Here is a 19,297-nt window from a genome sequence, read left to right on the forward strand (position 1 = left end):
CTATGCGTTTGTTTATTGCGGAAAAGCCCAGTCTTGCACGGGCCATTGCGGATGTACTGCCAAAACCTCATCGTAAAGGGGATGGTTTTATTCAATGTGGCGATGACCAGATGGTCACGTGGTGCATTGGGCATCTTTTAGAACAGGCTGAACCGGATGCGTATGATCCGCGTTATGCCCGTTGGAATTTGCAAGATTTGCCGATCATTCCTGAGAAGTGGCAATTGAAGCCTCGTTCCGCAGTAACCAAACAATTAAACACTATCGACACGCTACTTAAACAAGCCAGCGTCGTTGTCCACGCAGGAGACCCCGATAGAGAGGGGCAGCTGCTGGTGGATGAGGTGCTGGATTACTTCAAGCTTGATCCCGAAAAACGTAAAAGCGTGAAGCGCTGTTTAATCAACGACTTGAACCCTCAAGCTGTTGAGAGAGCGATTGATCGTTTACGTGAAAACCGTGAATTTATTCCATTATGTGTTTCTGCATTAGCCCGCGCTCGTGCAGATTGGCTGTATGGAATCAACATGACTCGCGCCTATACCTTATTAGGACAGCGAGGTGGTTACCAAGGGGTTCTCTCTGTTGGGCGCGTACAAACTCCGGTATTAGGGCTGGTCGTTAGGCGCGACGAAGAGATAGAACACTTTGTACCCAAAGACTTTTTTGAAGTTAAAGCGCACATTGTCACGCCAAAGGATGAGCGCTTTGTCGCAATTTGGCAGCCAAGTGAATCTTGCATCGATTTTCAAGATGAAGAAGGGCGTTTAATTCATCGCCCATTAGCGGAACATGTGGTTTCTCGCATTGAAGGCAAACCGGCAATTGTCACGCAATACCAAGATAAACAGGAAACTGAGATTGCACCATTGCCGTTTTCATTATCCGCTTTGCAAATTGAAGCTGCCAAAAAATACGGTTTAAGTGCTCAAGAGGTGCTGGATATTTGCCAGAAACTGTATGAAACCCATAAGCTTATCACTTACCCGCGTTCGGATAGCCGGTATTTGCCGGATGAGCATTTTGCAGGGCGTCATGCGGTATTAAATGCGATTGCGGTACACCAACCCGCATTAACTGAATTTGAATTACCTGAACTGGATAAGAAAAACCGTTGTTGGGATGATAAGAAAGTAGATGCCCACCACGCCATCATTCCGACGGCTAAAACAGCCGCTGTGCGTTTAACTGAAAATGAAAGCAATGTGTACCAGTTAATTGCTCGTCAGTACATTATCCAATTTATGGCGGATGCGGTTTACCGTAAATGCACCATCGATTTAGACATTGAGAATGGCAAATTTAACGCTAAAGCGCGTTTTCTTGCAGAAGCGGGCTGGCGCGTCGTGTTAGGCGGGAAAGAGCGTGACGCGGAAAACGACGGTATGCCATTGCCTATCGTGAAAAAAGGCGATGATCTTTTGTGTGAAAAAGGTGAAGTGGTCGAACGGCAAACTCAGCCACCACGTCCATTTACCGATGCAACGTTACTTTCGGCCATGACGGGGATCGCCCGTTTTGTGCAGGATAAAGCATTAAAAAAAGTATTGCGTGAAACGGATGGTTTAGGCACCGAAGCGACGCGAGCGGGGATCATCGATTTGCTGTTTAAACGTCAATTTCTGTTTAAAAAAGGGCGTTATATTCACGCCTCACCTGCTGGGCGAGCGCTGATCCACGTTTTACCGGATATGGCGACCTTGCCCGATATGACGGCTCACTGGGAATCAAGGCTAACGCAGATCAGTGAAAAACAGACTCGCTATGATGATTTTATGCAGCCGTTAAGCCAGACGTTAATCAACTTAATTCAGCAAGCTCGTCAATATACAAACTTGCGTGCGTTTCGTGAGTTGCCACCTGTTGCCAATAACAAAGGGGCAAAGAAGGGCGCGAAAAAAGCAAGTTCGAGTAAAGGGAAAAAATCCTCACCGTCAGAATAGGTGCAGTGGATTTCTAAACTTGAGCGCACTAAGCAGTAATTGGTTGAATTCTTGAGGTTGGTGGCGCTGGCCGCTCATTTGTCCGCCAATCAAACACAGGTGAATGAGATTCCCTAGCGTTTGGGCATAACTGTCAGGAATAAAACGGTTTTTTAGTTTGTTTACCACAAAAGCCAAGCGAGTATCATCTACGCGTTGCTGATATTCTGCCACGATTTTATCGCTGAGTGCCCATGCACGGATTGCGATTTCCCGGTCGGGTTTCTTATTGGCGGCGATATCTAAATAGTGACTCAAAATATCATCAAGGCTTTCGCCTTTACTGGCATAGTTGAGCATATTCTCGGTATATTCGGTTTCCCAGCAGGTTAGTAGAGCACGTATAAATGCCTCTCGCCCTTTAAAATGGTGGTAAAAAGAGCCGCGCGTGACATTCAATTTGCGGGCGATGCGCTCGATAGAAAATTGCGTGTACCCTTCACTGTCTAGCACGTCAAATCCCATCTTAATCCAGCTTTCACGGGTTAATTTCTTCATTCTATTTTCTTGCTCAATACAGACTGTGTATGGTGGTAGGGTGATTGTTATCTTTAAAGCCTAATTATTTTCTGGGGAATAATAAAGGTACAAATCATGAAAGAAATCGCCATTATTGCATTTGACCAGTTTACGGACATCGATCTGTTTCTTATGTGGGATATTTTGGGGCGTAATCGACAGGATTGGCGCGTACGTATTTTGGGAAATGCATCAACATTACGCTCTGCCCATGGATTAGAAATTACTCCACAGGGTGCTTTGTGTGAGGCAAGCCAAGCGGATGCTGTTTTGTTCTGTAGCGGCAAAGAGGGGGTTCCACTAGCTTTAGCTGATTCGAGTTTTTTACCCTCTATTAACTTGGACTCATCTCGTCAATATATTGGTTCTATTTGTGCTGGGGCATTTATTCTCAATGTGTTAGGGTTGTTGCCTAAACGTCAAGCATCTACACATCCTGAAGCGATGGCTGTGCTGAAGACATTGTCAGTGGAGCCAGTAAATCAACCTTTAGTGTGCGATGGTCATGTAGCAACGGCAGGTGGTTGTTTATCTGCACTGTATTTGGTGGGATGGTTAATTGAATCGCTGTTTGATAAACAAAAAAGAGACGCGACGCTACAACCTGTATTGCCAACAGGCCAGCAACAGTTATTCAATTCATTGATTGAATTTAGTGTGCACCAAGGACGAATGTAGGAAGGGATCTAGGGGAAAGCATAGGGCATATGATTATGCCCTATAAAGAGAGGCTTGGGATTACTTAGTAAGGTCAAACTCGGCCCAAACAGGTGCGTGGTCAGACGGTTTTTCCATGCCACGGATGTCGTAATCAATACCTGTTGCGCTACAACGGCTGGCGAGTTTCTTTGAGGCGAGCAGAAGGTCAATACGCAGACCTCGGTTATCGTCAAAGCCTTTGGAGCGATAATCAAACCATGAGTAGCAATCGGTGGTATCTGGATGCTGTTCACGATAGGTATCAACAAGTCCCCAACTCAGTAGTTTATCCAGCCATTCACGCTCTTCAGGTAAGAATGAGCATTTTCCGGTTTTCAACCAACGCTTACGGTTAACTTCACCAATGCCGATGTCTAAATCCGTATGGCTGATGTTCATGTCACCCATAATCAGCAATTGGGAATCCGCGGTTTGCGTTGATGTTACGTAATCTTGCAGATCACGATAGAATTTTTCTTTTGCTGGGAATTTGGTCGGGTGGTCACGGCTTTCCCCTTGAGGGAAGTAGCCATTAACGACGGTCAAAATTCCTTCGCTGGTTTGAATATCAGCCATGATGATGCGGCGCTGAGCTTCATCATCATCCGTTGGAAACCCTTTTCTAACGGCAAGTGGTTCATTTTTCAGGAGTAATGCTACGCCATAGTGGGCTTTTTGACCGTGAAAATAAACATGGTAGCCTAATTTACTGACTTCCTCGTAAGGGAACATATCATCGTGGACTTTTGTCTCTTGTAACCCAATGACTTCAGGTTGATGCTTCTCAATAATCGCTTCCAGTTGATGAGGACGTGCTCTTAGACCATTAATGTTGAACGAAATAAATTTCATGGTTACTTATCACCCATTGCTTTGAACATGACTGAGGGATTCTATCAGATGCTAACAATAGTGTAACTATTAAATATTTTTTGTTTATATAATTGCCCATAATTTATTAGGGAACTTTAATTTTTAATAATAATATATCTATGACTGTTAATTAAAAAATGTTTGTTAGTTTTATAATTAACTACTAAAAGGTTCATTTAAAGTCAGTTGGTTATTTATATTTTAATGTGATTTAATGGTGGGGCAATAAAAAATAATCAAATGAAACAATATAATATATTGCTTTGCCATGTTGGAAATTATAAAAATACTTTTATGAAATATTGTTAACCATCAAATGAAAAAATTTATTTAAATTTTTATTTGATGTGGAAGATTATGGGTTAATCAATATGCTGTTATTTAAAATAATCATGTTGGTTTACATTTCAATAAATAGAATGGGGTCATAGATATGTTCTTTTCAAGAAAATTAGAGGCGTTTATGGCAGTTGTTGAAAATGGCTCGCTAAGCAAGGCTGCAAGGGTGATGAACCGCACGACACCCCCCATCGCAAAATCCATAAAAGACTTTGAAACGAGTTTGGGTAAACGGCTTTTTAAACGAGAAAAATTTGGAATGACATTAACTAAGGACGGCCAAGAACTTTATAATGATCTTAGAGATCTCTACTTGCAGGAGAAAGAAATAACGAAAAAACATTTTTCTGGTTATATCGTCAATGAAGCCAATATTTATTATGACTGGGGAAAAGAAAATCATCTAATTAATTTATATCAAGCAGCACACAAAAATAATGTACAGGTTAATATATTAAGATTTAACTATGATGAGGTAGATGAAATTGTCGATTATGATGGGAATACTTTAATTTTAAGTTCTGAATTAGTCGTCAGTGAAAGATTTTCATTACAAAAAAAAATAGAGAATGCTCCGTTAGGTATTTATTGCAGAAAAGAGTTATATGAAAAATTTAATCATGATGTTGTCGTATTGCTACAGCAAAGTACTTGGCTATGTGACCCTTCATTTTATAAAAGCTCACTAATGAGTGACTTGCTGGCTAAAGTTGAAACCGCAGAGAGTAAATCCAGTATACGACAGATGGACAATATTGGGTGTTGCCAGAGTTTCATTCAAGACGGTGATTTTATCGGGATTATAGATCACTATCCTGAGGATGAGCTGATTGATAGGTCACTGATCTATGTCTCATTAAATGGAATTTTGGATAAAAGTGACTGTTATATTTATAAATCAAAATCACATTCAAGTGTGTTAAATCGATTTATTGGAGTAGTTGATAAACTGGGAAAAGAGACTGCTTAGATGGTGGTGGGAGAAGGATTCGAACCTTCGAAGTCTGTGACGGCAGATTTACAGTCTGCTCCCTTTGGCCGCTTGGGTATCCCACCAGATTTTGAATTGCTGTAATCGTTCACAGCGGGCGGCATCATATCAAATGACGCGCCCCTGTAAAGTATTAATTGAAAAAAAATGTCTGAATGCTGATTTTTTAATCTCAATGCGTGATAAATCAACAAATTACTACAATTAATAACTGATGCGCTATGTTATAAAATAATTGTTCGATTTCCATAAACAAAGACGCGCTGTGCCAATACCCAATATAAAGCGTGGCTCAGTACGTTCTTTTCAACGTCTCGACCTGCACGCATCATATCATCCGCAGTAAATGTGTGGTCCACATTGATAACGTTTTGCGTGATGATTGGGCCCTCATCCAAATTATCATTCACAAAGTGAGCGGTTGCTCCAATGATCTTAACTCCACGCTCATAGGCTTGGTGATAAGGACGTGCGCCAATGAATGCAGGTAAGAATGAATGGTGAATATTAATAATTTGATTAGGGTAATGCTGAACGAAAGCAGGGGTTAACACTCGCATATATTTCGCAAGGACAACGTAATCAGGCTGATATTGATCAATCTGCGCAGTGAGCTTTTCATCGTGCTGTTCGCGGGTTAACCCTTCATGGCTAATATGGTGGAATGGAATACCAAACTGCTCGACCAAGTTTTTCAAAGTATCGTGGTTGCCGATAACGGCAGCAATATCGACATCTAACCCATCGTAAGCACTTTTCATCAGAAGATCACCAAGGCAGTGCGCCTCTTTTGTGACCATAATAACAATGCGGCGACGCCCTGCAGTGTTTAATTCACGCTTAGATCCTTCCGGCAATGCATCATCTAAATCAGCCAGTAAAGTTTCATCGTTAAAAATCCCTTCCAGTTCCGTTCTCATGAAGAAACGACCAGTACGGTGATCAACAAACTCATTATTTTGGATAATGTTCAGCTGGTGTTTGTAGCAAATGTTGGTGATTTTAGCGATCAATCCTTTTGCATCTGGACAAATGGTTCTGAGAATTTTTTTCTGTACATTTTTGTGTTGCATGGAACTGTCTAATCCTTAACTGACTAAAGCCTAATAATTTAGGCTCATCGTAATTTGTGCAATGAATATACGAATTGATAAACAGAGAATTAATAACTATCGCAGCACTTCTTAAATTTTTTTCCTGAGCCGCATGGGCAATCATCATTGCGCCCAACTTTTGGTGTTATTCCGTCAATGTAATACCACTGTGTATCAATGCGAAGAAAACGGGAACGTTCGTGAATAAGCTGTTTATGATCAGCTTTTTCATCAATAAAGCAAGCCGAAAATTCGACATAAGCTTCGTCAGGATTTTTAGCATGAGAAGAACTAATGACACGCAGGCCCAGCCATTCAGTTTGTTCAAAACTATCTAATATAGCCTCTCGCCACTCTTGTGCTTGGCAATCTGGATGCCATGTTTTGATGAGGTAATCCGCATTGTGATGGACATAAGCGCTGTATCGTGAACGCATTAATTGCTCTGGGGTTTCAGCAATAGCCTGCCCAAGCAACAGCGGAGAGCAGCATTGGTCAAACGGCAGAGGATGACCACAGCTACAATTATTTTTTAAAGATTGGCTCATTCTTTTCTCGATAAAATAACTATACTTAAAAATATAGTCGTTAATGATTTTATAATATGACTATTGTCGTCAGAATATATTACTTATGAAACCAGGGTTGTCGTGGTAGGTATGATATGAAAAATAGAAAAATACTCATAGTTGAAGATGAAAAAATTTTTTGTACTATTCTTCGTGAATACCTCGAAAGTTTAGAAACAGAAGTCTACATCGCGGATAACGGTGCGCTTGCACTTGACCTGATCACGCAAAAAAAGGTGACTCCCGATGTCATTCTTTGTGACCTCAATATGCCTGTCATGAATGGAGAATCATTTATGGCGGAGCTGGTGGAGCGCAATATTAATGTACCTGTGATTGTTATTTCGGCAACCACAGACTTCACGCAATTAGATAGAATGTTTCGTCTTGGGGCGAAAGATGCGTTATTAAAGCCAATAAAAAACCTTGATGAAGTGAAAGTGACGATTCATGCGGCCCTGTATCCAGAACAGTATGACTCTGAAACACTCATTGAAAATGAAATCCAAAATATTTCGAACATTTTGAGTAATGACAAGTTGGATATGTTAGCTATTTTGAAACAATTACAGCCTCCCGTGGCGCAGGTTATAAATGGCTATAAGATAAACTATAGGCAATTAAACGAAGCGAATCGTTTTGGACTGTTGTTGGACATCGCTGCAATATCGGAAGATCAAATTGGATTTTATTGCATTGATATAGAACGCTCCCCGCAAGAAGGTGTGATGGCGGCCTTTTTAATTCGTGTTGTGTTTAATGATTTGTTAAAGAGTGCGGTGAACAACCGAGATAAAAAGTTACCGCAAATTGATAATATTATTAATCAAATAAATCACTTACTGGAAGACTCTGGCTTTTCTGGTCAGTTCCCATTGTTACTTGGTTACTTTAATACCAAATCTAAAAGTGTGATTTTGGCGAGCGCAGGGCTGGAAGCCAATATTACAACGGAGCACCATCATTATCATCTTGCGCGCAATGTCCCATTAGGTACGCTAAAAACATATCATTCAAATCGATTAGATTTTCAAGGCGAGAATTGGAAGTGTCTTATTCATAATTCTAATCAGAAAATTAAGTTAATGTTTAATCCCGATGCTCAAAAATAATGCACTTATTTAATGAATATAGGTTCTATTTATCCTAAACGAGCCTATCTCTATTTATTCAATAATGAATCCTGATATACTAGCGCGCACTAAAAACGCGCCAGTATAGTTTATTGAAGATATAAACGGTGCTTATTAAATTTTTGGAGTTCTCGAGATGATCAAACGCAAGGTGCGTAAAGCGGTAATCCCAGTAGCAGGTTTAGGAACACGTATGCTTCCAGCGACGAAAGCCATTCCTAAAGAGATGTTACCGGTTGTTGATAAGCCTTTAATCCAGTATGTGGTTAATGAGTGTATTGCCGCAGGGATTAATGAAATTGTACTAGTGACACATTCATCTAAAAATTCTATTGAAAACCACTTTGATACCAGTTTTGAACTTGAAGCCATTTTAGAGGCGCGAGTTAAGCGCCAATTATTGGATGAAGTTAAATCCATTTGCCCAAGTCATGTGACTATCATGCAAACACGCCAAGGCATTGCTAAAGGCTTAGGTCACGCCATTCTGTGTGCTAAGCCATTAGTCGGTGATGAGCCTTTTGCCGTGATCCTTCCAGATGTTATTTTAGACCGCTACAGCACCGATTTAACGAAATTCAACCTTAAAGAGATGTTAGAACACTACGAAACTACTGGGGCTAGCCAAATTTTAGTTGAGCCAGTACCAGAAGAAGATGTTTCTAACTACGGAATTGTGGATTGCAACGGTGTGACTTTACACCCAGGTGATAGTAAACCTATTTCTCGTATGGTTGAAAAACCGAAACGTGATGAAGCGCCATCCAATTTATCTATCGTAGGACGCTATGTATTATCCGAAAAAATTTGGGATGCATTAGCGAAAACAGCACCGGGTGCTGGCGATGAAATCCAATTAACGGATGCAATCGCATTAATGATGGAAAATAAGGAACCCGTTGAAGCATACCACTTATGTGGTAAAAGTCATGACTGCGGAAATAAATTAGGTTACATGAAAGCCTTTGTCGAATATGGCATGCAACACGATACGCTAGGAAATGATTTTTCCGTGTGGATTAAAGAGTTAGCGGCTAATTTAGATTCATCATCGAAATCTAATTAAATTACTAATCTTTGTTGTACAGATAAAAGCTAACCTTTATGGTTGGCTTTTTTTATAGATGCTTTATATGGGAATATGTAAAAGGGAGTACTCAGATTTTAAGTGTCATTAAATGTCAGTTATATAATATAAATCAATATAACCCGCATGGCGCGTAAAATAATTAGTGTAGGGTGCTTAGAGGGAACTTAAAGAATATCACTGGATTAAATTACGTAACTTTACTTTAACGTATATTTTATTTTGTATCATTCTTTTTGATTAAAAATAGGTGAAGGGAATGGAGCATAGGGGATGATAAGTGGATATTAATAAGGCTGCTATAAATAAAAACACCCTTATAAAAAGGGTGTTTAGAATTTGAAGGGGTATCAATATTAGATTAAGAAATCGTCTAAAGATTTGCCTTGTTCTTCGATTGCAACTTTAATTACTGCTGGAGTACGACCTTGGCCTGTCCAAGTTTTAGTTTCGCCGTTCTCATCAACATATTTATATTTTGCTGGGCGAGCAGCGCGCTTAGCGCGAGTGCTGGTGCTTTTACCAGAATCCATAGTTTGCAGAAGGTCATTTAAATCTACGCCTTGCTCTAAAATCATTTCGCGAACTTTTTCCAGTTTGCGATTACGTTCTTCGACTTCAGCGCGAGCTTGGCTTTCTTCTTCACGACGTTCATCAACAACGACAGTTAATTTTTCCAGCATTTCTTCTAAAGATTCTAAAGTAACTTCTCGTGCTTGAGCACGAAGCGTACGGATGTTATTTAATGCTTTTAATGATTCGCTCATTTTCCTGGTCTCAATTTTATATGTTGGCATGTGTACAGTAATAATAGAGTGCTATTTTAAATTCTGCAATAGCTAAATTACTTTGGTAGTTTAAAAGTTATCTTTAACGAATGCAATTTTTTTACAAAAGAATTATAAAAATTTTCGTTGCTATAAATTGCTCTATTATCAATAACGGTACTAATGAAAAAAGGTAATTAGAAAATGCCACTAAATTTTATATTAATAGCCTAGTGATAACCATTACCTTTTGTTTGTCGATGTATCAATGGATGTTTTAACGTAAATTTTCTTTTTTTGACAGAATCAATTTGGCAATATGTGCCAATGGCTATACCAGATAAAGTTAATATCAGTTTGAGATTAATTGTCTACAACACAGATGATGTGTGATCTAAAGGAACTAATTTAACATAGTGATAGATGGAAATTCATACACTTAGTTATCTACATAGGTTTAAGTTAATCTTAAAAAGCCTTTATGCTAAAGTATTTGCGAATATTATTTTTTAGGGAACCGCCCAATGGCACAGCTATATTTTTATTATTCTGCGATGAACGCGGGTAAATCGACTTCATTATTACAATCTTCTTATAACTATCACGAACGTGGGATGCGTACGTTGATTTTTACCGCTGAAATCGATAACCGCTTCAGTCAGGGTAAGGTATCTTCGCGGATAGGTTTATCTGCGGATGCGTTATTATTTTCGCCTATAACGAATATGGCAGAAATTATCAAGAACGAGAATGATGCACAAAAAGTACATTGCGTACTTATTGATGAATGCCAATTTCTGACAAAACAGCAAGTAGAGCAATTATGTGATGTTGTCGATAATTTAGACATTCCGGTACTCTGTTATGGTTTACGAACGGATTTTTCTGGAGAATTGTTTGCTGGAAGTCAGTATTTATTAGCATGGGCAGATAAGTTAGTTGAGTTAAAAACCGTTTGTTACTGTGGACGTAAGGCAAATAAAGTTTTACGGATTGGTGGTGATGGCATCCCTGTATATGAAGGGGCTCAAGTGGATATTGGTGGGAATGAAAAGTATATCTCTGTTTGCCGAAAGCATTACTCTGAAGCCATTAAGCAAGCTCAATTAATGAATAGTGGTGCAATTGAAAAAATACCGTTTAACTTCAAATAAGCATTAATTAAGATTAAAGGGTCGTATAGTTACAAATAGGAATATCAGATTATTAAGATATTTTTGTCAAATAAAGTAAATGAATTAATGAAATACTCAGTTTGCTAGTTCTTAAAAAGGATGCATGGAAGATAAGTTTTCAGCGCTCATAGAATAAAAACGGATTGAATAAGATTTGATAAGCCTCATATTTTTAACATGGGGCTTTCTTTTTATGGCAGTTTAATTTCACACTTTGGTACATTATCATATAATCAAAAAATGCAAATCTGCTCGAAACGGTAGGGTGTAATGAAATTTAGTATTTCAGCATTTAAAAATGGCACGCTTTTATTATTGTTTTCTTTACTGTGGAATACGTCCACAGCGTTAGCAAAAACAGCAACATTGAAATTACAAGGTGTTGTTGATCTTACCATCGCTGAGCGAGTGCCAAGAGAAATACCAGCAACGCTGACGGGCGATGTTTTTCTGGATGTAACTCCCGTTTATTCAAACACAGTGAAAAAATCCTGGAATTTTACCATTCCCATAGTCGGGTTCAGCCAAGCTAAGAATTCATGTGATATGTCAGGGTTGCACCAAATTCCCTATTTCTATCATTTAAATGGCGTGCCACTCACTAACCGTGATTCTGGTGAGGTTGATGGGTATTTGATTCCGAATATTGATTATCAAATCAATATAATGGATCACGGAACAAATTTAGAACCCGTTTATGCTGGGACATTTTTTACGCGAAACTTTAGTAGCAAGTTGATAGAAATTCCACAAGTACGAGTTAATGGTGTTTGTCTTTACCCTCAAGATAATTACCGTGATATTCCCTCGAAAGGGCGTAAACAATTGAGATTCTCAGTTAATCAACCACAAACTATTTATTTAAGCCAAGATTTGGTTTCAGGAAAAATTGCATTTAATAGCACTAAACCCTTTTACTTAATGACGGGTGGGTTTGATCTTGAAGCAAGAGATACCATTTTATTGAACATTGAAGCAGATTTAACTATTTTACGATTTTGTGAAGTCACTGCTGTAACCAATAATCATATCCAGCATACTTTTGTGGATGATATGGAAGCGCAGTACAACTCATCAATTACTCTTAGCTGTAATGGAACGAAGCAAGATACCATTCGTATGGTGGCTAAAGCGAAAGAGACCGATTTCGACCCAAGCAACCCGAAAAAACTTTTATTAAAACCCGTTGATGAAGGGATGAAAGTTGGAAAACTACCGTGGGTATTAGGCGGCGTGAGTGAGTTGGGTAAATCGCTGAAATTAAACTGTAATGATGATAAAAATTCACAATTAATGAGTTTTAATGGCGAAGAGGTCGATTTAGGTATTAAGAATACTCAAAAACCCATATTACTTAACGTGACATGGGCATTATGCCGAACCCCAGAGGTGAAAGGTGGCGAATATCAAGGAAAAGCGGATCTCGCTTTCTTTATTAAAAGCTAGTCGTGGTGGGGTTATTCACTCACACATATTGCTGATATACCCCGAATAGGATGGTCTTCCGTCGGGGTTATCACATCTAAACCCGTAAAATGTGCCAAACAGGATTGTGGTTTACTGGCTCCCCATTGAATGCGTAATGTCCCTTGATTGGGCAGCCCACTCATATACAGTTGACCATCATCACCGACCAATCCCGTATTTTCATCATCTTGATTATCATCCAATAATGTCGCAACAGCACCAAATGGAACGACACCATTGTGATGAATTAAATTGATAAGTGCCTGATAACCCATTCGAGTATCAAATTTAACTTTGACGATAGCACCAGAGGTTGGGTAAACATTTTTCGATGTCTGCTTTAAGGTGACATTTTCAGGTAAGGTATTTACATCTAAGCCAACGGTATTTTTACTGTAGTCAGATAAATAGGGATAAATAGCCTGACCTTGGGCGTTTATTTGCGTATTCGCAATTGTTAAGCGCGTACCTTCAGCGCCTTCGGCTTCAATGATAGCCATACTATTTCCCATGGTTTTACCAAGTAATAATCCACCAGAATAAATAATGGCACCACCATTTAAGCTACCATTAAATGCATTATAATTTTGAGAATAGCTATAACCGGCGGAAACTGTCCCTCTATTACCAGCATAGTTGGTGTAGAGGCTCCCCGAGTTTCGTTGATTCTGATTACCCCAACTCTGTGAAATACCATAAGTGAGTTTTGAATTTAATAAATTACCATTTAGGCCTGCTTGCTGGGTTGTTCGACCGTTATTATCATGGCTAATCGAATAGGTACTACTCATATTAGTTAGCATAGGGTCATTTGAGAAAAGGCTAAAAGGCACACTGACATTAAAGCTTATTTGACGGTTTTCAGGCCATTGAACGCTATTTTTAGTCCGGTCAATACTGTAGTTAACCCCGTAGGAAATACCTTTATAACTATTATTGTAACCTGCGGAAACTTGGGTAATATTTTGCTGATTATCCCAATACTCATAACGGCTTCCTGAAAAATAGAGTGAACCGAAATTATTGAGTGGTTGTGAAACTGAGATTGAATATTGACGTTTTTCAGGAAGTCCTGTCCATGGCGCGATATCATCAATATATCGATAATTATGGTTATTGAAATTATTAAAGGTGTAATAATCTTGTGATGAATAGTGAGTGCCTGAGATATCGACTGAAGTATTGGTTGTTACGAAATTCTTAGCGTAACGCACTCGGTAAGCTTGACCCTTCTGGGTTGGAAGATTATCTAGAGTCGCTTGTGCGTGAGTCACATCAGTAGAAATAGCGCCAAGATTTCCCATTGAAAGCCCTAAACCTGCAATGCCAGACCAATAATCTTGTGCGCCAATACCGCCCCCATACAGAGTAATGTCATAAGGAAGTCCATAAATAGCGTTAGCTAAGACAAAGTCGGCTTCTTTCGATCCGACCGTGACCCCGCCATTGTAACGACCCGCGGTTAATTCATATTTCCATCCACCAGGGCGCTGCATAATAGGCAGGGAGGCAAAGGCAACGGTGAATGTTCTCTCTGTTCCGTCCTCTTCCTTGATGGTGACATCTAATGCGCCAGAGTTACTTCCGATAGCCAGATCGTCAATACTAAATGGGCCCGGCGGTACATAATTTTGATAAACCACATAGCCATTTTGCCGGATTGTAATCTGGGCATTGGATTGAGCAATTCCCGTCACATTGGGTGCAAAACTGCGTAAACTACTGGGTAACATTTGGTCGTTGGATGCTAATTGAACCCCTTTAAAAGGGATCGAATCAAACAGTTCGCCGCGGGTGCTACTTTCACCAATTAAAAGGTCAGAACCCATATCATAAAGATGGCGAGATACTGCGGTGTTCGCAAAATCGGTACTGGATTTTGTGCGGTTATTGCCCATACCGGAATAGCGGTTGTAGGCATAAGACATATTTGTTCTGAGCCGCCATGCACCAGCATTTAATCCGCCGTTTAAATTAATAAATAAATTATCGGAAGATTGCTTACCCGTAGAGAGCTTATTATTAGAGCGGTTACCCGAAATCATATAGTTAGTGGTAAATGCAGGGATACCGTCATCCAATAATTCTTTGGGAATATACCCGGCAACCTGGTTATTCATCGCGATTTGAGGAGCGCTAATATTCACTCGTAGCTTGGAAAGATCTACAGTCACTTTGGCATCATCAATATAATGAGGAAGGTCGGTAATTAATGTGTCAGGGGGAAGATCACGCAGCGATTTTATTTTATCTACATCAATTCCGAATGTAGCTAATTGTTTTATGGATAGCTCAGGAACAACTTGGTTATTGTCATTCTTCACAAAATTCAGGGAGTATTCACCTTGAGGTTCCTGATTGACTGTCACCCACAAGGTATATTGACCCAGAGGTAAGGAATTTTCTTGGGAGAATTGACTGAGATCTACCTGTGCAGGATCTAATCCTAGGTGCTCATCCAATAAATTAGGGTCAAAGTAATCTTCGCTGTATCCAATAAACGGAAACAAAATCAAAGAAGATAACAGACTTATTTTAAAACTCGGTAACTTTATCACGTGCTGCTGCCTGCCTGTTGTGTGTATTTTTAGACTATTTTAGTTATTGCACGAGGCTATTTTTTTGTTTTGTGGGTAGGAGATATTCATCCATTAACGCCCAACTAATGGTTCCAGCGATTAACTGCTTAAAAGGGTAACGCTGTTCAGAATAAGGAGCGACTGACATAAATAGTATGTCGCTATCTGCGGGAATGCCATTGATTGAAAGATTATCGAAAGTCGCATAAATAGGACTGTTGTTTTTCACAACAAGATAATTGTTTTCGCGTCGAAAGGATAATTGATTGGACACTTGTTCTAATGTCATTCCCTTTAAATTGGCTGGACGATAATAAACTTTAAATAGCAGAGAACGCGTCACCGTAAATTGCATTGATTCATCATGCTGTGGCTCTGTAGAGGGAATGGCTTTTAATTGGAGTAAAAATACACTTTCCCGATCTGTGGGCAAACTGGGTGTTTTCCCAGTAAATAACACTCGCCAGCTGTAATACTCATCGCTAGATAATTTGTATAATGGCGGCGTCACGGTAAACGGAATTTTTTCTGATTTATCAAGAGTATTCAAGCCCGTGGATTCATCAAGCCACAACATATTAGCTTGAATAAGATACGGCGATTGACTAGTGTTACGCAAACTCATCGACACGCTGTTATCGCCAGCAATATATGTGAGCCGCTGCAATGAGAATTTCAAACTATCATCAATAGCTTGTGTGATTACGGGAAATCCTAACATCGTCAATAAAAACAAAAACAGAGAAAAGCGCATCAGTCTCATGGAATTTATTGCCTTATTTATTCTTAGCTGGTGGATAAATAATAACGTCTGAAAGACCACCAAAATCATTAATCATCTGCCAACGGGCTTGGGAAATATGACCTTGTAAATCAGCTATTTCCGTATCACTAAATGGCGGGAGGATCAGGCTTTTCTTGTAGCTTTGCTGGTTATATTTAAGATTCACCACCGTCAGATAATACGGTGTAGGGTTATTTAGCATCCACTGTTTTCCCTGTTGCTTTAGGCTTACTTGCTGGAATACAGCGTTATTAGGTACGGTCAGTTGACTCGGGCGATAAAAGACTTTAATCACGATATTTGTCACAAATGTGAGTTTAGCGTCATTTGTCTGTTCATTAGGATGCTTTTCCGCTGGAATAGCCCGTGTATTTAAAAAGAACAGAGATTCTCTATCTGTTGGTAGTTCGCTTTTATTTTTTAATAATATACGAGCGCTAAATTTACTGTTTGCATCTAATCTGAATAGCGGCGGCGTCACCACAAAATAAGGGGATTTGGCACCTTCAAATTGTTCAGTTACGGCGGTTTGAATTAAATAGGGATTCAAATCATCATTTACAACGGTAAATGTCGCATTGGGTTTGGTACTATTTAAGATTAATCGCGTTTGTTCTAAACGCAAGCCAGCGCTGTAAGCAAGAAAGCTCATCATGAATAAAATTATGTAGGTAACGCCAGCCAGTTTTTTCATATCAGCTTATTTAATCCACGATAAAGGAAAAAGTAATTGTCGATTGGAAAGGGCCAATTTGCGGATCACAAGTTTTTCCAGACGGACACCGAATATAAGTATAAAGAGTTTTATGCAGTTGATCCTGGCTGATGTTTTGCCAAGCATTACTGCCTTTTTCAATAAAATCGCTAAAATTTGCAGAAGCTGCAACGTTATTACTTTCAGAAAAACTGACACCAAAATTTTTTCTTGGCTCATCAATAAAGGTAATCGGGTCAATATAGTTTTTTGGGGATATTTTGACGACAGCATTGTGAAAATTATTGGTGGTGCAATCAGAGAGCGTAACTGTAATTGGAATAGGTTGGACTTGATTGGTCTCAATATTTGAAACAGTAATATTGCCAAAATCCACTTCATTCAGGGAAGTGCCCTCAATTGAAATTCGACACATTTGTTCGATAACTTTGACATTAAAATCGAATTCAGCGTTATTCGCACTCCATCCTAGATTGGATAAAAGAGATAATAATGCAGTGCTGAATAATAATTTCATGGCTTTCTTCTCATATTTAGCAACGGTCATATCTACACACGATCATGGTTGCAAAAACGTGAACACCACAGCCGCGCTAAGTTTTCCTGCGCTAACTGGCGTATTATCTAATTTCACCACTTTTGCCTCGAAATGTTTTTCGTTATCGCCATTAGTGACAGGAAATGCAATGGTTGAGGTGTCTCCTGTAAAATCAATGGATTGGCAATTTCCTTTCACGCTATTACATTGGCGCAATGAAAATGCAGCATGAGTGATGTTTTCTTTCGGTGCTAGCTTGCCATTCGTAATAGATGACTGACTATCTGCAGCCAATGAAACCTGTAAATCAGGTAGCTCTTCGCCATTATAATCTTGGCAAACATATTCAAGAGAGAAAGGCTCTGTCGCAGCATCACCATTAAGATCTTGTTGTATATTTCGCGCAATAATAGGCTGCGAAAATGTCACCGTTTTATTGGAAAAAGAAAAAGAGCAACTGCCTTTAGATACATGACCTTTTACCACTAAGTCGACACTTGCATCTTGGTTTGATTGAGCAAGTGCAGTCGGGCAAAAAGAGAATGCGCTGAGAAAACAAATGGTAACGTTAAGGAAGTTGCGCATTGAATTCATGGGTACCCCCTAAGTCAGTAATGGTGCGCCAAATAATGGCACCTTTGTTCATGCCAGGTGAAATAGGGTAACTCAATGACGAAAATGGGGGGATGGTGGTATTTTTCTTTTCTAAACTTACATCAAGACGCTGCTGATTAATTTTAACTTGCGCTAGGTTAATGTAATAAGGTGTATCGTTGGTTGCGATTAATTGGGAACCTTTAACCGTAAATTTTAATTTTTTTTGGGCGTCATCAGACGTCAATGGCAGATTTTTTGGGCGATAGAATAGTTTAATGACATGGTCATAACCGATATTTAAACCATCCCCATCGACTTTTTCAGATTGACCTGCAATCATCATTGCATGAAATAAAAACAGTGATTCCCGATCTATGGGGAGTGTATTATTTTTTGCTAAAATTCTGACTTCTTGTTGACTATTTGGGGCAACTTTAAATACAGGGGGCGTCACTTCAAATGGCGTATTACGGTCATTATTGTCAGTGGTAATAAATGCACGAGTTAAATAAGTGGTTTTTGCTTCACTATTAACAACCGATATTGCGACGCTTTTCTCGCCTTGCACATACACAATACGAGTTGCATCTAAGCTGACGCCTTTGGCGGTAGCATTGGCAGAAAAAACAAATAATAAGCTGCAAAATAGACTAGATAGGTTGCTAATACGTAGTTTCATCGAGTTACCTTAATGAGCAGAGTCCCAATAGAGAAACAAACAACGACCTCTGCCCATAATGTACACTTATTGATTGTATTTTGATATGGGGAATTAATTATAAGAAACAGTAAATGTGACAGGGACTTTTAAGCTATCACCTTCATTTGTATCATTGATTTTTATTAAGCGTGCTTCCATCGGAATATTAGCAAAGCCACTCGTTGAAAGATTATTTGCCAGCGCGACAGTTGATTCTTTATTTGGTAATACACTGACTTTTCCACTATTTTCACTGATGGCTTTTAATTCTACCGCTAGGGATTTAGCAGCGGAGTTTGCAAATAAATTTGGGTTGTATTGTGATGCTGAACCCGATGCATGAACTAATACGGTACTGTCATCCTCTTGAGGTTGAGAGCACTCGGTTAGTACTAAATTAAAGTTTTTGGTTTCGCCAATCGCTGTATTTTTCTCAATATCTTTCACACTTTGAGAGGTAAATACGCCCCAATTAACCATGCCGCCTTCAGTGGTAGAAGAGACGTTACAGCTAGCAGCACGAACGTGGGCTTCAAAAGTGACCGTGGCCCCGTGATTACCCTGTGGTGTATTTTCTTCCGCAAATGCGGCTGGTGTTGCTAAAACAGAGGCTAATAAGATTGCTGGTGTAGCTTTATTTAATAATGACATAATTATTCTCTTAATAAGTTTAAATGTGGTGACTCTTG

Annotated in this window: 16 protein-coding genes, 1 tRNA gene and 2 pseudogenes; 7 read left to right on the top strand and 12 right to left on the bottom strand. The window is 39.4% G+C overall.

Annotated elements, in window-relative coordinates:
- Positions 1-2 precede the first annotated feature (2 nt).
- Positions 3-1,943, top strand: coding sequence for a DNA topoisomerase III (locus GKR74_RS11740; protein ID WP_154603704.1), 1,941 nt, complete (start codon positions 3-5; stop codon positions 1,941-1,943).
- A 384-nt stretch (positions 1,944-2,327) separates the two neighbouring features.
- On the opposite strand, the pseudogene GKR74_RS18200 reads toward GKR74_RS11740, so the two are convergent.
- Positions 2,328-2,480: pseudogene (locus GKR74_RS18200) on the bottom strand (TetR/AcrR family transcriptional regulator); the annotation flags it as partial.
- 96 nt (positions 2,481-2,576) lie between these two features.
- Here GKR74_RS18200 and GKR74_RS11750 point away from each other — a divergent pair.
- Positions 2,577-3,179 (top strand): DJ-1/PfpI family protein, encoded by a 603-nt coding sequence (locus GKR74_RS11750; RefSeq protein WP_154603707.1) that lies wholly within the window; start codon positions 2,577-2,579, stop codon positions 3,177-3,179.
- A 60-nt stretch (positions 3,180-3,239) separates the two neighbouring features.
- On the opposite strand, the gene xthA is transcribed toward GKR74_RS11750, so the two are convergent.
- On the bottom strand, positions 3,240-4,052 hold the full coding sequence (gene xthA, locus GKR74_RS11755; RefSeq protein WP_154603708.1) for an exodeoxyribonuclease III: 813 nt from the start codon (positions 4,050-4,052) through the stop codon (positions 3,240-3,242).
- 454 nt (positions 4,053-4,506) lie between these two features.
- On the opposite strand from xthA, the gene GKR74_RS11760 reads away from it, so the two are divergent.
- A complete protein-coding gene (locus GKR74_RS11760; protein ID WP_154603709.1) occupies positions 4,507-5,382 on the top strand; it encodes a LysR family transcriptional regulator in 876 nt (291 codons plus the stop codon).
- Position 5,383: 1 nt separating this feature from the next.
- Here GKR74_RS11760 and GKR74_RS11765 read toward each other — a convergent pair.
- From GKR74_RS11765 to GKR74_RS11775, 3 genes are all read right to left on the bottom strand, one after another.
- Positions 5,384-5,468 (bottom strand) — tRNA-Tyr (locus GKR74_RS11765).
- Positions 5,469-5,627: 159 nt separating this feature from the next.
- The gene (gene purU / locus GKR74_RS11770) at positions 5,628-6,476 is read right to left on the bottom strand and encodes a formyltetrahydrofolate deformylase (RefSeq protein ID WP_154603710.1); all 849 of its coding nucleotides are present in this window, start codon (positions 6,474-6,476) and stop codon (positions 5,628-5,630) included.
- Positions 6,477-6,565: 89 nt separating this feature from the next.
- Positions 6,566-7,045 (bottom strand): YchJ family protein, encoded by a 480-nt coding sequence (locus GKR74_RS11775; RefSeq protein ID WP_154603711.1) that lies wholly within the window; start codon positions 7,043-7,045, stop codon positions 6,566-6,568.
- Between the two features lie 116 nt (positions 7,046-7,161).
- Between GKR74_RS11775 and rssB the strand changes: the two genes are divergently transcribed.
- Positions 7,162-8,178: a two-component system response regulator RssB gene (gene rssB / locus GKR74_RS11780; protein WP_154603712.1), complete on the top strand. Its 1,017-nt coding sequence runs from the start codon at positions 7,162-7,164 to the stop codon at positions 8,176-8,178.
- A 157-nt stretch (positions 8,179-8,335) separates the two neighbouring features.
- Positions 8,336-9,265, top strand: a complete 930-nt coding sequence (gene galU, locus GKR74_RS11785; protein WP_154603713.1) for a UTP--glucose-1-phosphate uridylyltransferase GalU — start codon at positions 8,336-8,338, stop codon at positions 9,263-9,265.
- 377 nt (positions 9,266-9,642) lie between these two features.
- Here the strand turns inward: galU and hns are convergent, their stop codons facing one another.
- On the bottom strand, positions 9,643-10,053 hold the full coding sequence (gene hns, locus GKR74_RS11790) for a histone-like nucleoid-structuring protein H-NS (RefSeq protein WP_006661675.1): 411 nt from the start codon (positions 10,051-10,053) through the stop codon (positions 9,643-9,645).
- Between the two features lie 524 nt (positions 10,054-10,577).
- Here hns and GKR74_RS11795 point away from each other — a divergent pair.
- Both GKR74_RS11795 and GKR74_RS11800 read left to right on the top strand, forming a co-directional pair.
- Positions 10,578-11,207: a thymidine kinase gene (locus GKR74_RS11795; protein WP_154603714.1), complete on the top strand. Its 630-nt coding sequence runs from the start codon at positions 10,578-10,580 to the stop codon at positions 11,205-11,207.
- A 291-nt stretch (positions 11,208-11,498) separates the two neighbouring features.
- Positions 11,499-12,674, top strand: coding sequence for a hypothetical protein (locus GKR74_RS11800; protein WP_154603715.1), 1,176 nt, complete (start codon positions 11,499-11,501; stop codon positions 12,672-12,674).
- Positions 12,675-12,685: 11 nt separating this feature from the next.
- Here GKR74_RS11800 and GKR74_RS11805 read toward each other — a convergent pair whose 3' ends face one another.
- The 6 genes and pseudogenes from GKR74_RS11805 to GKR74_RS11835 form a co-directional block, all read right to left on the bottom strand.
- Positions 12,686-15,253, bottom strand: a complete 2,568-nt coding sequence (locus GKR74_RS11805) for a fimbria/pilus outer membrane usher protein (RefSeq protein ID WP_336431325.1) — start codon at positions 15,251-15,253, stop codon at positions 12,686-12,688.
- A gap of 43 nt (positions 15,254-15,296) precedes the next feature.
- Positions 15,297-16,037 (bottom strand): fimbrial biogenesis chaperone, encoded by a 741-nt coding sequence (locus tag GKR74_RS11810; RefSeq protein ID WP_181477209.1) that lies wholly within the window; start codon positions 16,035-16,037, stop codon positions 15,297-15,299.
- A gap of 13 nt (positions 16,038-16,050) precedes the next feature.
- Positions 16,051-16,752: a fimbrial biogenesis chaperone gene (locus tag GKR74_RS11815; protein WP_154603717.1), complete on the bottom strand. Its 702-nt coding sequence runs from the start codon at positions 16,750-16,752 to the stop codon at positions 16,051-16,053.
- A gap of 10 nt (positions 16,753-16,762) precedes the next feature.
- A pseudogene (locus tag GKR74_RS18100) lies at positions 16,763-17,905 on the bottom strand (hypothetical protein).
- Complete coding sequence (locus tag GKR74_RS11830; protein WP_154603720.1) at positions 17,880-18,587, bottom strand: fimbrial biogenesis chaperone; 708 nt, start codon at positions 18,585-18,587, stop codon at positions 17,880-17,882. The pseudogene GKR74_RS18100 and the gene GKR74_RS11830 overlap by 26 nt, the downstream one beginning before the upstream one ends.
- Positions 18,588-18,680: 93 nt before the next feature.
- Positions 18,681-19,259, bottom strand: coding sequence for a fimbrial protein (locus GKR74_RS11835; RefSeq protein WP_154603721.1), 579 nt, complete (start codon positions 19,257-19,259; stop codon positions 18,681-18,683).
- Between the last annotated feature and the right edge of the window lie 38 nt (positions 19,260-19,297).

The organism is Providencia sp. wls1914 (assembly GCF_009706645.1).
GTDB classification, from domain to species: Bacteria; Pseudomonadota; Gammaproteobacteria; order Enterobacterales; family Enterobacteriaceae; genus Providencia; species Providencia zhijiangensis.

Excerpts from the sequence above, each read along its gene's own strand:
- GKR74_RS11810 (WP_181477209.1), bottom strand. The coding sequence starts at position 16,037 with ATGAGACTGATGCGCTTTTCTCTGTTTTTGTTTTTATTGACGATGTTA.
- GKR74_RS11815 (WP_154603717.1), bottom strand. The coding sequence starts at position 16,752 with ATGAAAAAACTGGCTGGCGTTACCTACATAATTTTATTCATGATGAGC.
- GKR74_RS11750 (WP_154603707.1), top strand. The coding sequence starts at position 2,577 with ATGAAAGAAATCGCCATTATTGCATTTGACCAGTTTACGGACATCGAT.
- hns (WP_006661675.1), bottom strand. The coding sequence starts at position 10,053 with ATGAGCGAATCATTAAAAGCATTAAATAACATCCGTACGCTTCGTGCT.
- xthA (WP_154603708.1), bottom strand. The coding sequence starts at position 4,052 with ATGAAATTTATTTCGTTCAACATTAATGGTCTAAGAGCACGTCCTCAT.
- GKR74_RS11775 (WP_154603711.1), bottom strand. The coding sequence starts at position 7,045 with ATGAGCCAATCTTTAAAAAATAATTGTAGCTGTGGTCATCCTCTGCCG.
- GKR74_RS11795 (WP_154603714.1), top strand. The coding sequence starts at position 10,578 with ATGGCACAGCTATATTTTTATTATTCTGCGATGAACGCGGGTAAATCG.
- GKR74_RS11800 (WP_154603715.1), top strand. The coding sequence starts at position 11,499 with ATGAAATTTAGTATTTCAGCATTTAAAAATGGCACGCTTTTATTATTG.
- GKR74_RS11740 (WP_154603704.1), top strand. The coding sequence starts at position 3 with ATGCGTTTGTTTATTGCGGAAAAGCCCAGTCTTGCACGGGCCATTGCG.
- GKR74_RS11760 (WP_154603709.1), top strand. The coding sequence starts at position 4,507 with ATGTTCTTTTCAAGAAAATTAGAGGCGTTTATGGCAGTTGTTGAAAAT.
- GKR74_RS11835 (WP_154603721.1), bottom strand. The coding sequence starts at position 19,259 with ATGTCATTATTAAATAAAGCTACACCAGCAATCTTATTAGCCTCTGTT.
- rssB (WP_154603712.1), top strand. The coding sequence starts at position 7,162 with ATGAAAAATAGAAAAATACTCATAGTTGAAGATGAAAAAATTTTTTGT.
- GKR74_RS11830 (WP_154603720.1), bottom strand. The coding sequence starts at position 18,587 with ATGAAACTACGTATTAGCAACCTATCTAGTCTATTTTGCAGCTTATTA.
- galU (WP_154603713.1), top strand. The coding sequence starts at position 8,336 with ATGATCAAACGCAAGGTGCGTAAAGCGGTAATCCCAGTAGCAGGTTTA.
- purU (WP_154603710.1), bottom strand. The coding sequence starts at position 6,476 with ATGCAACACAAAAATGTACAGAAAAAAATTCTCAGAACCATTTGTCCA.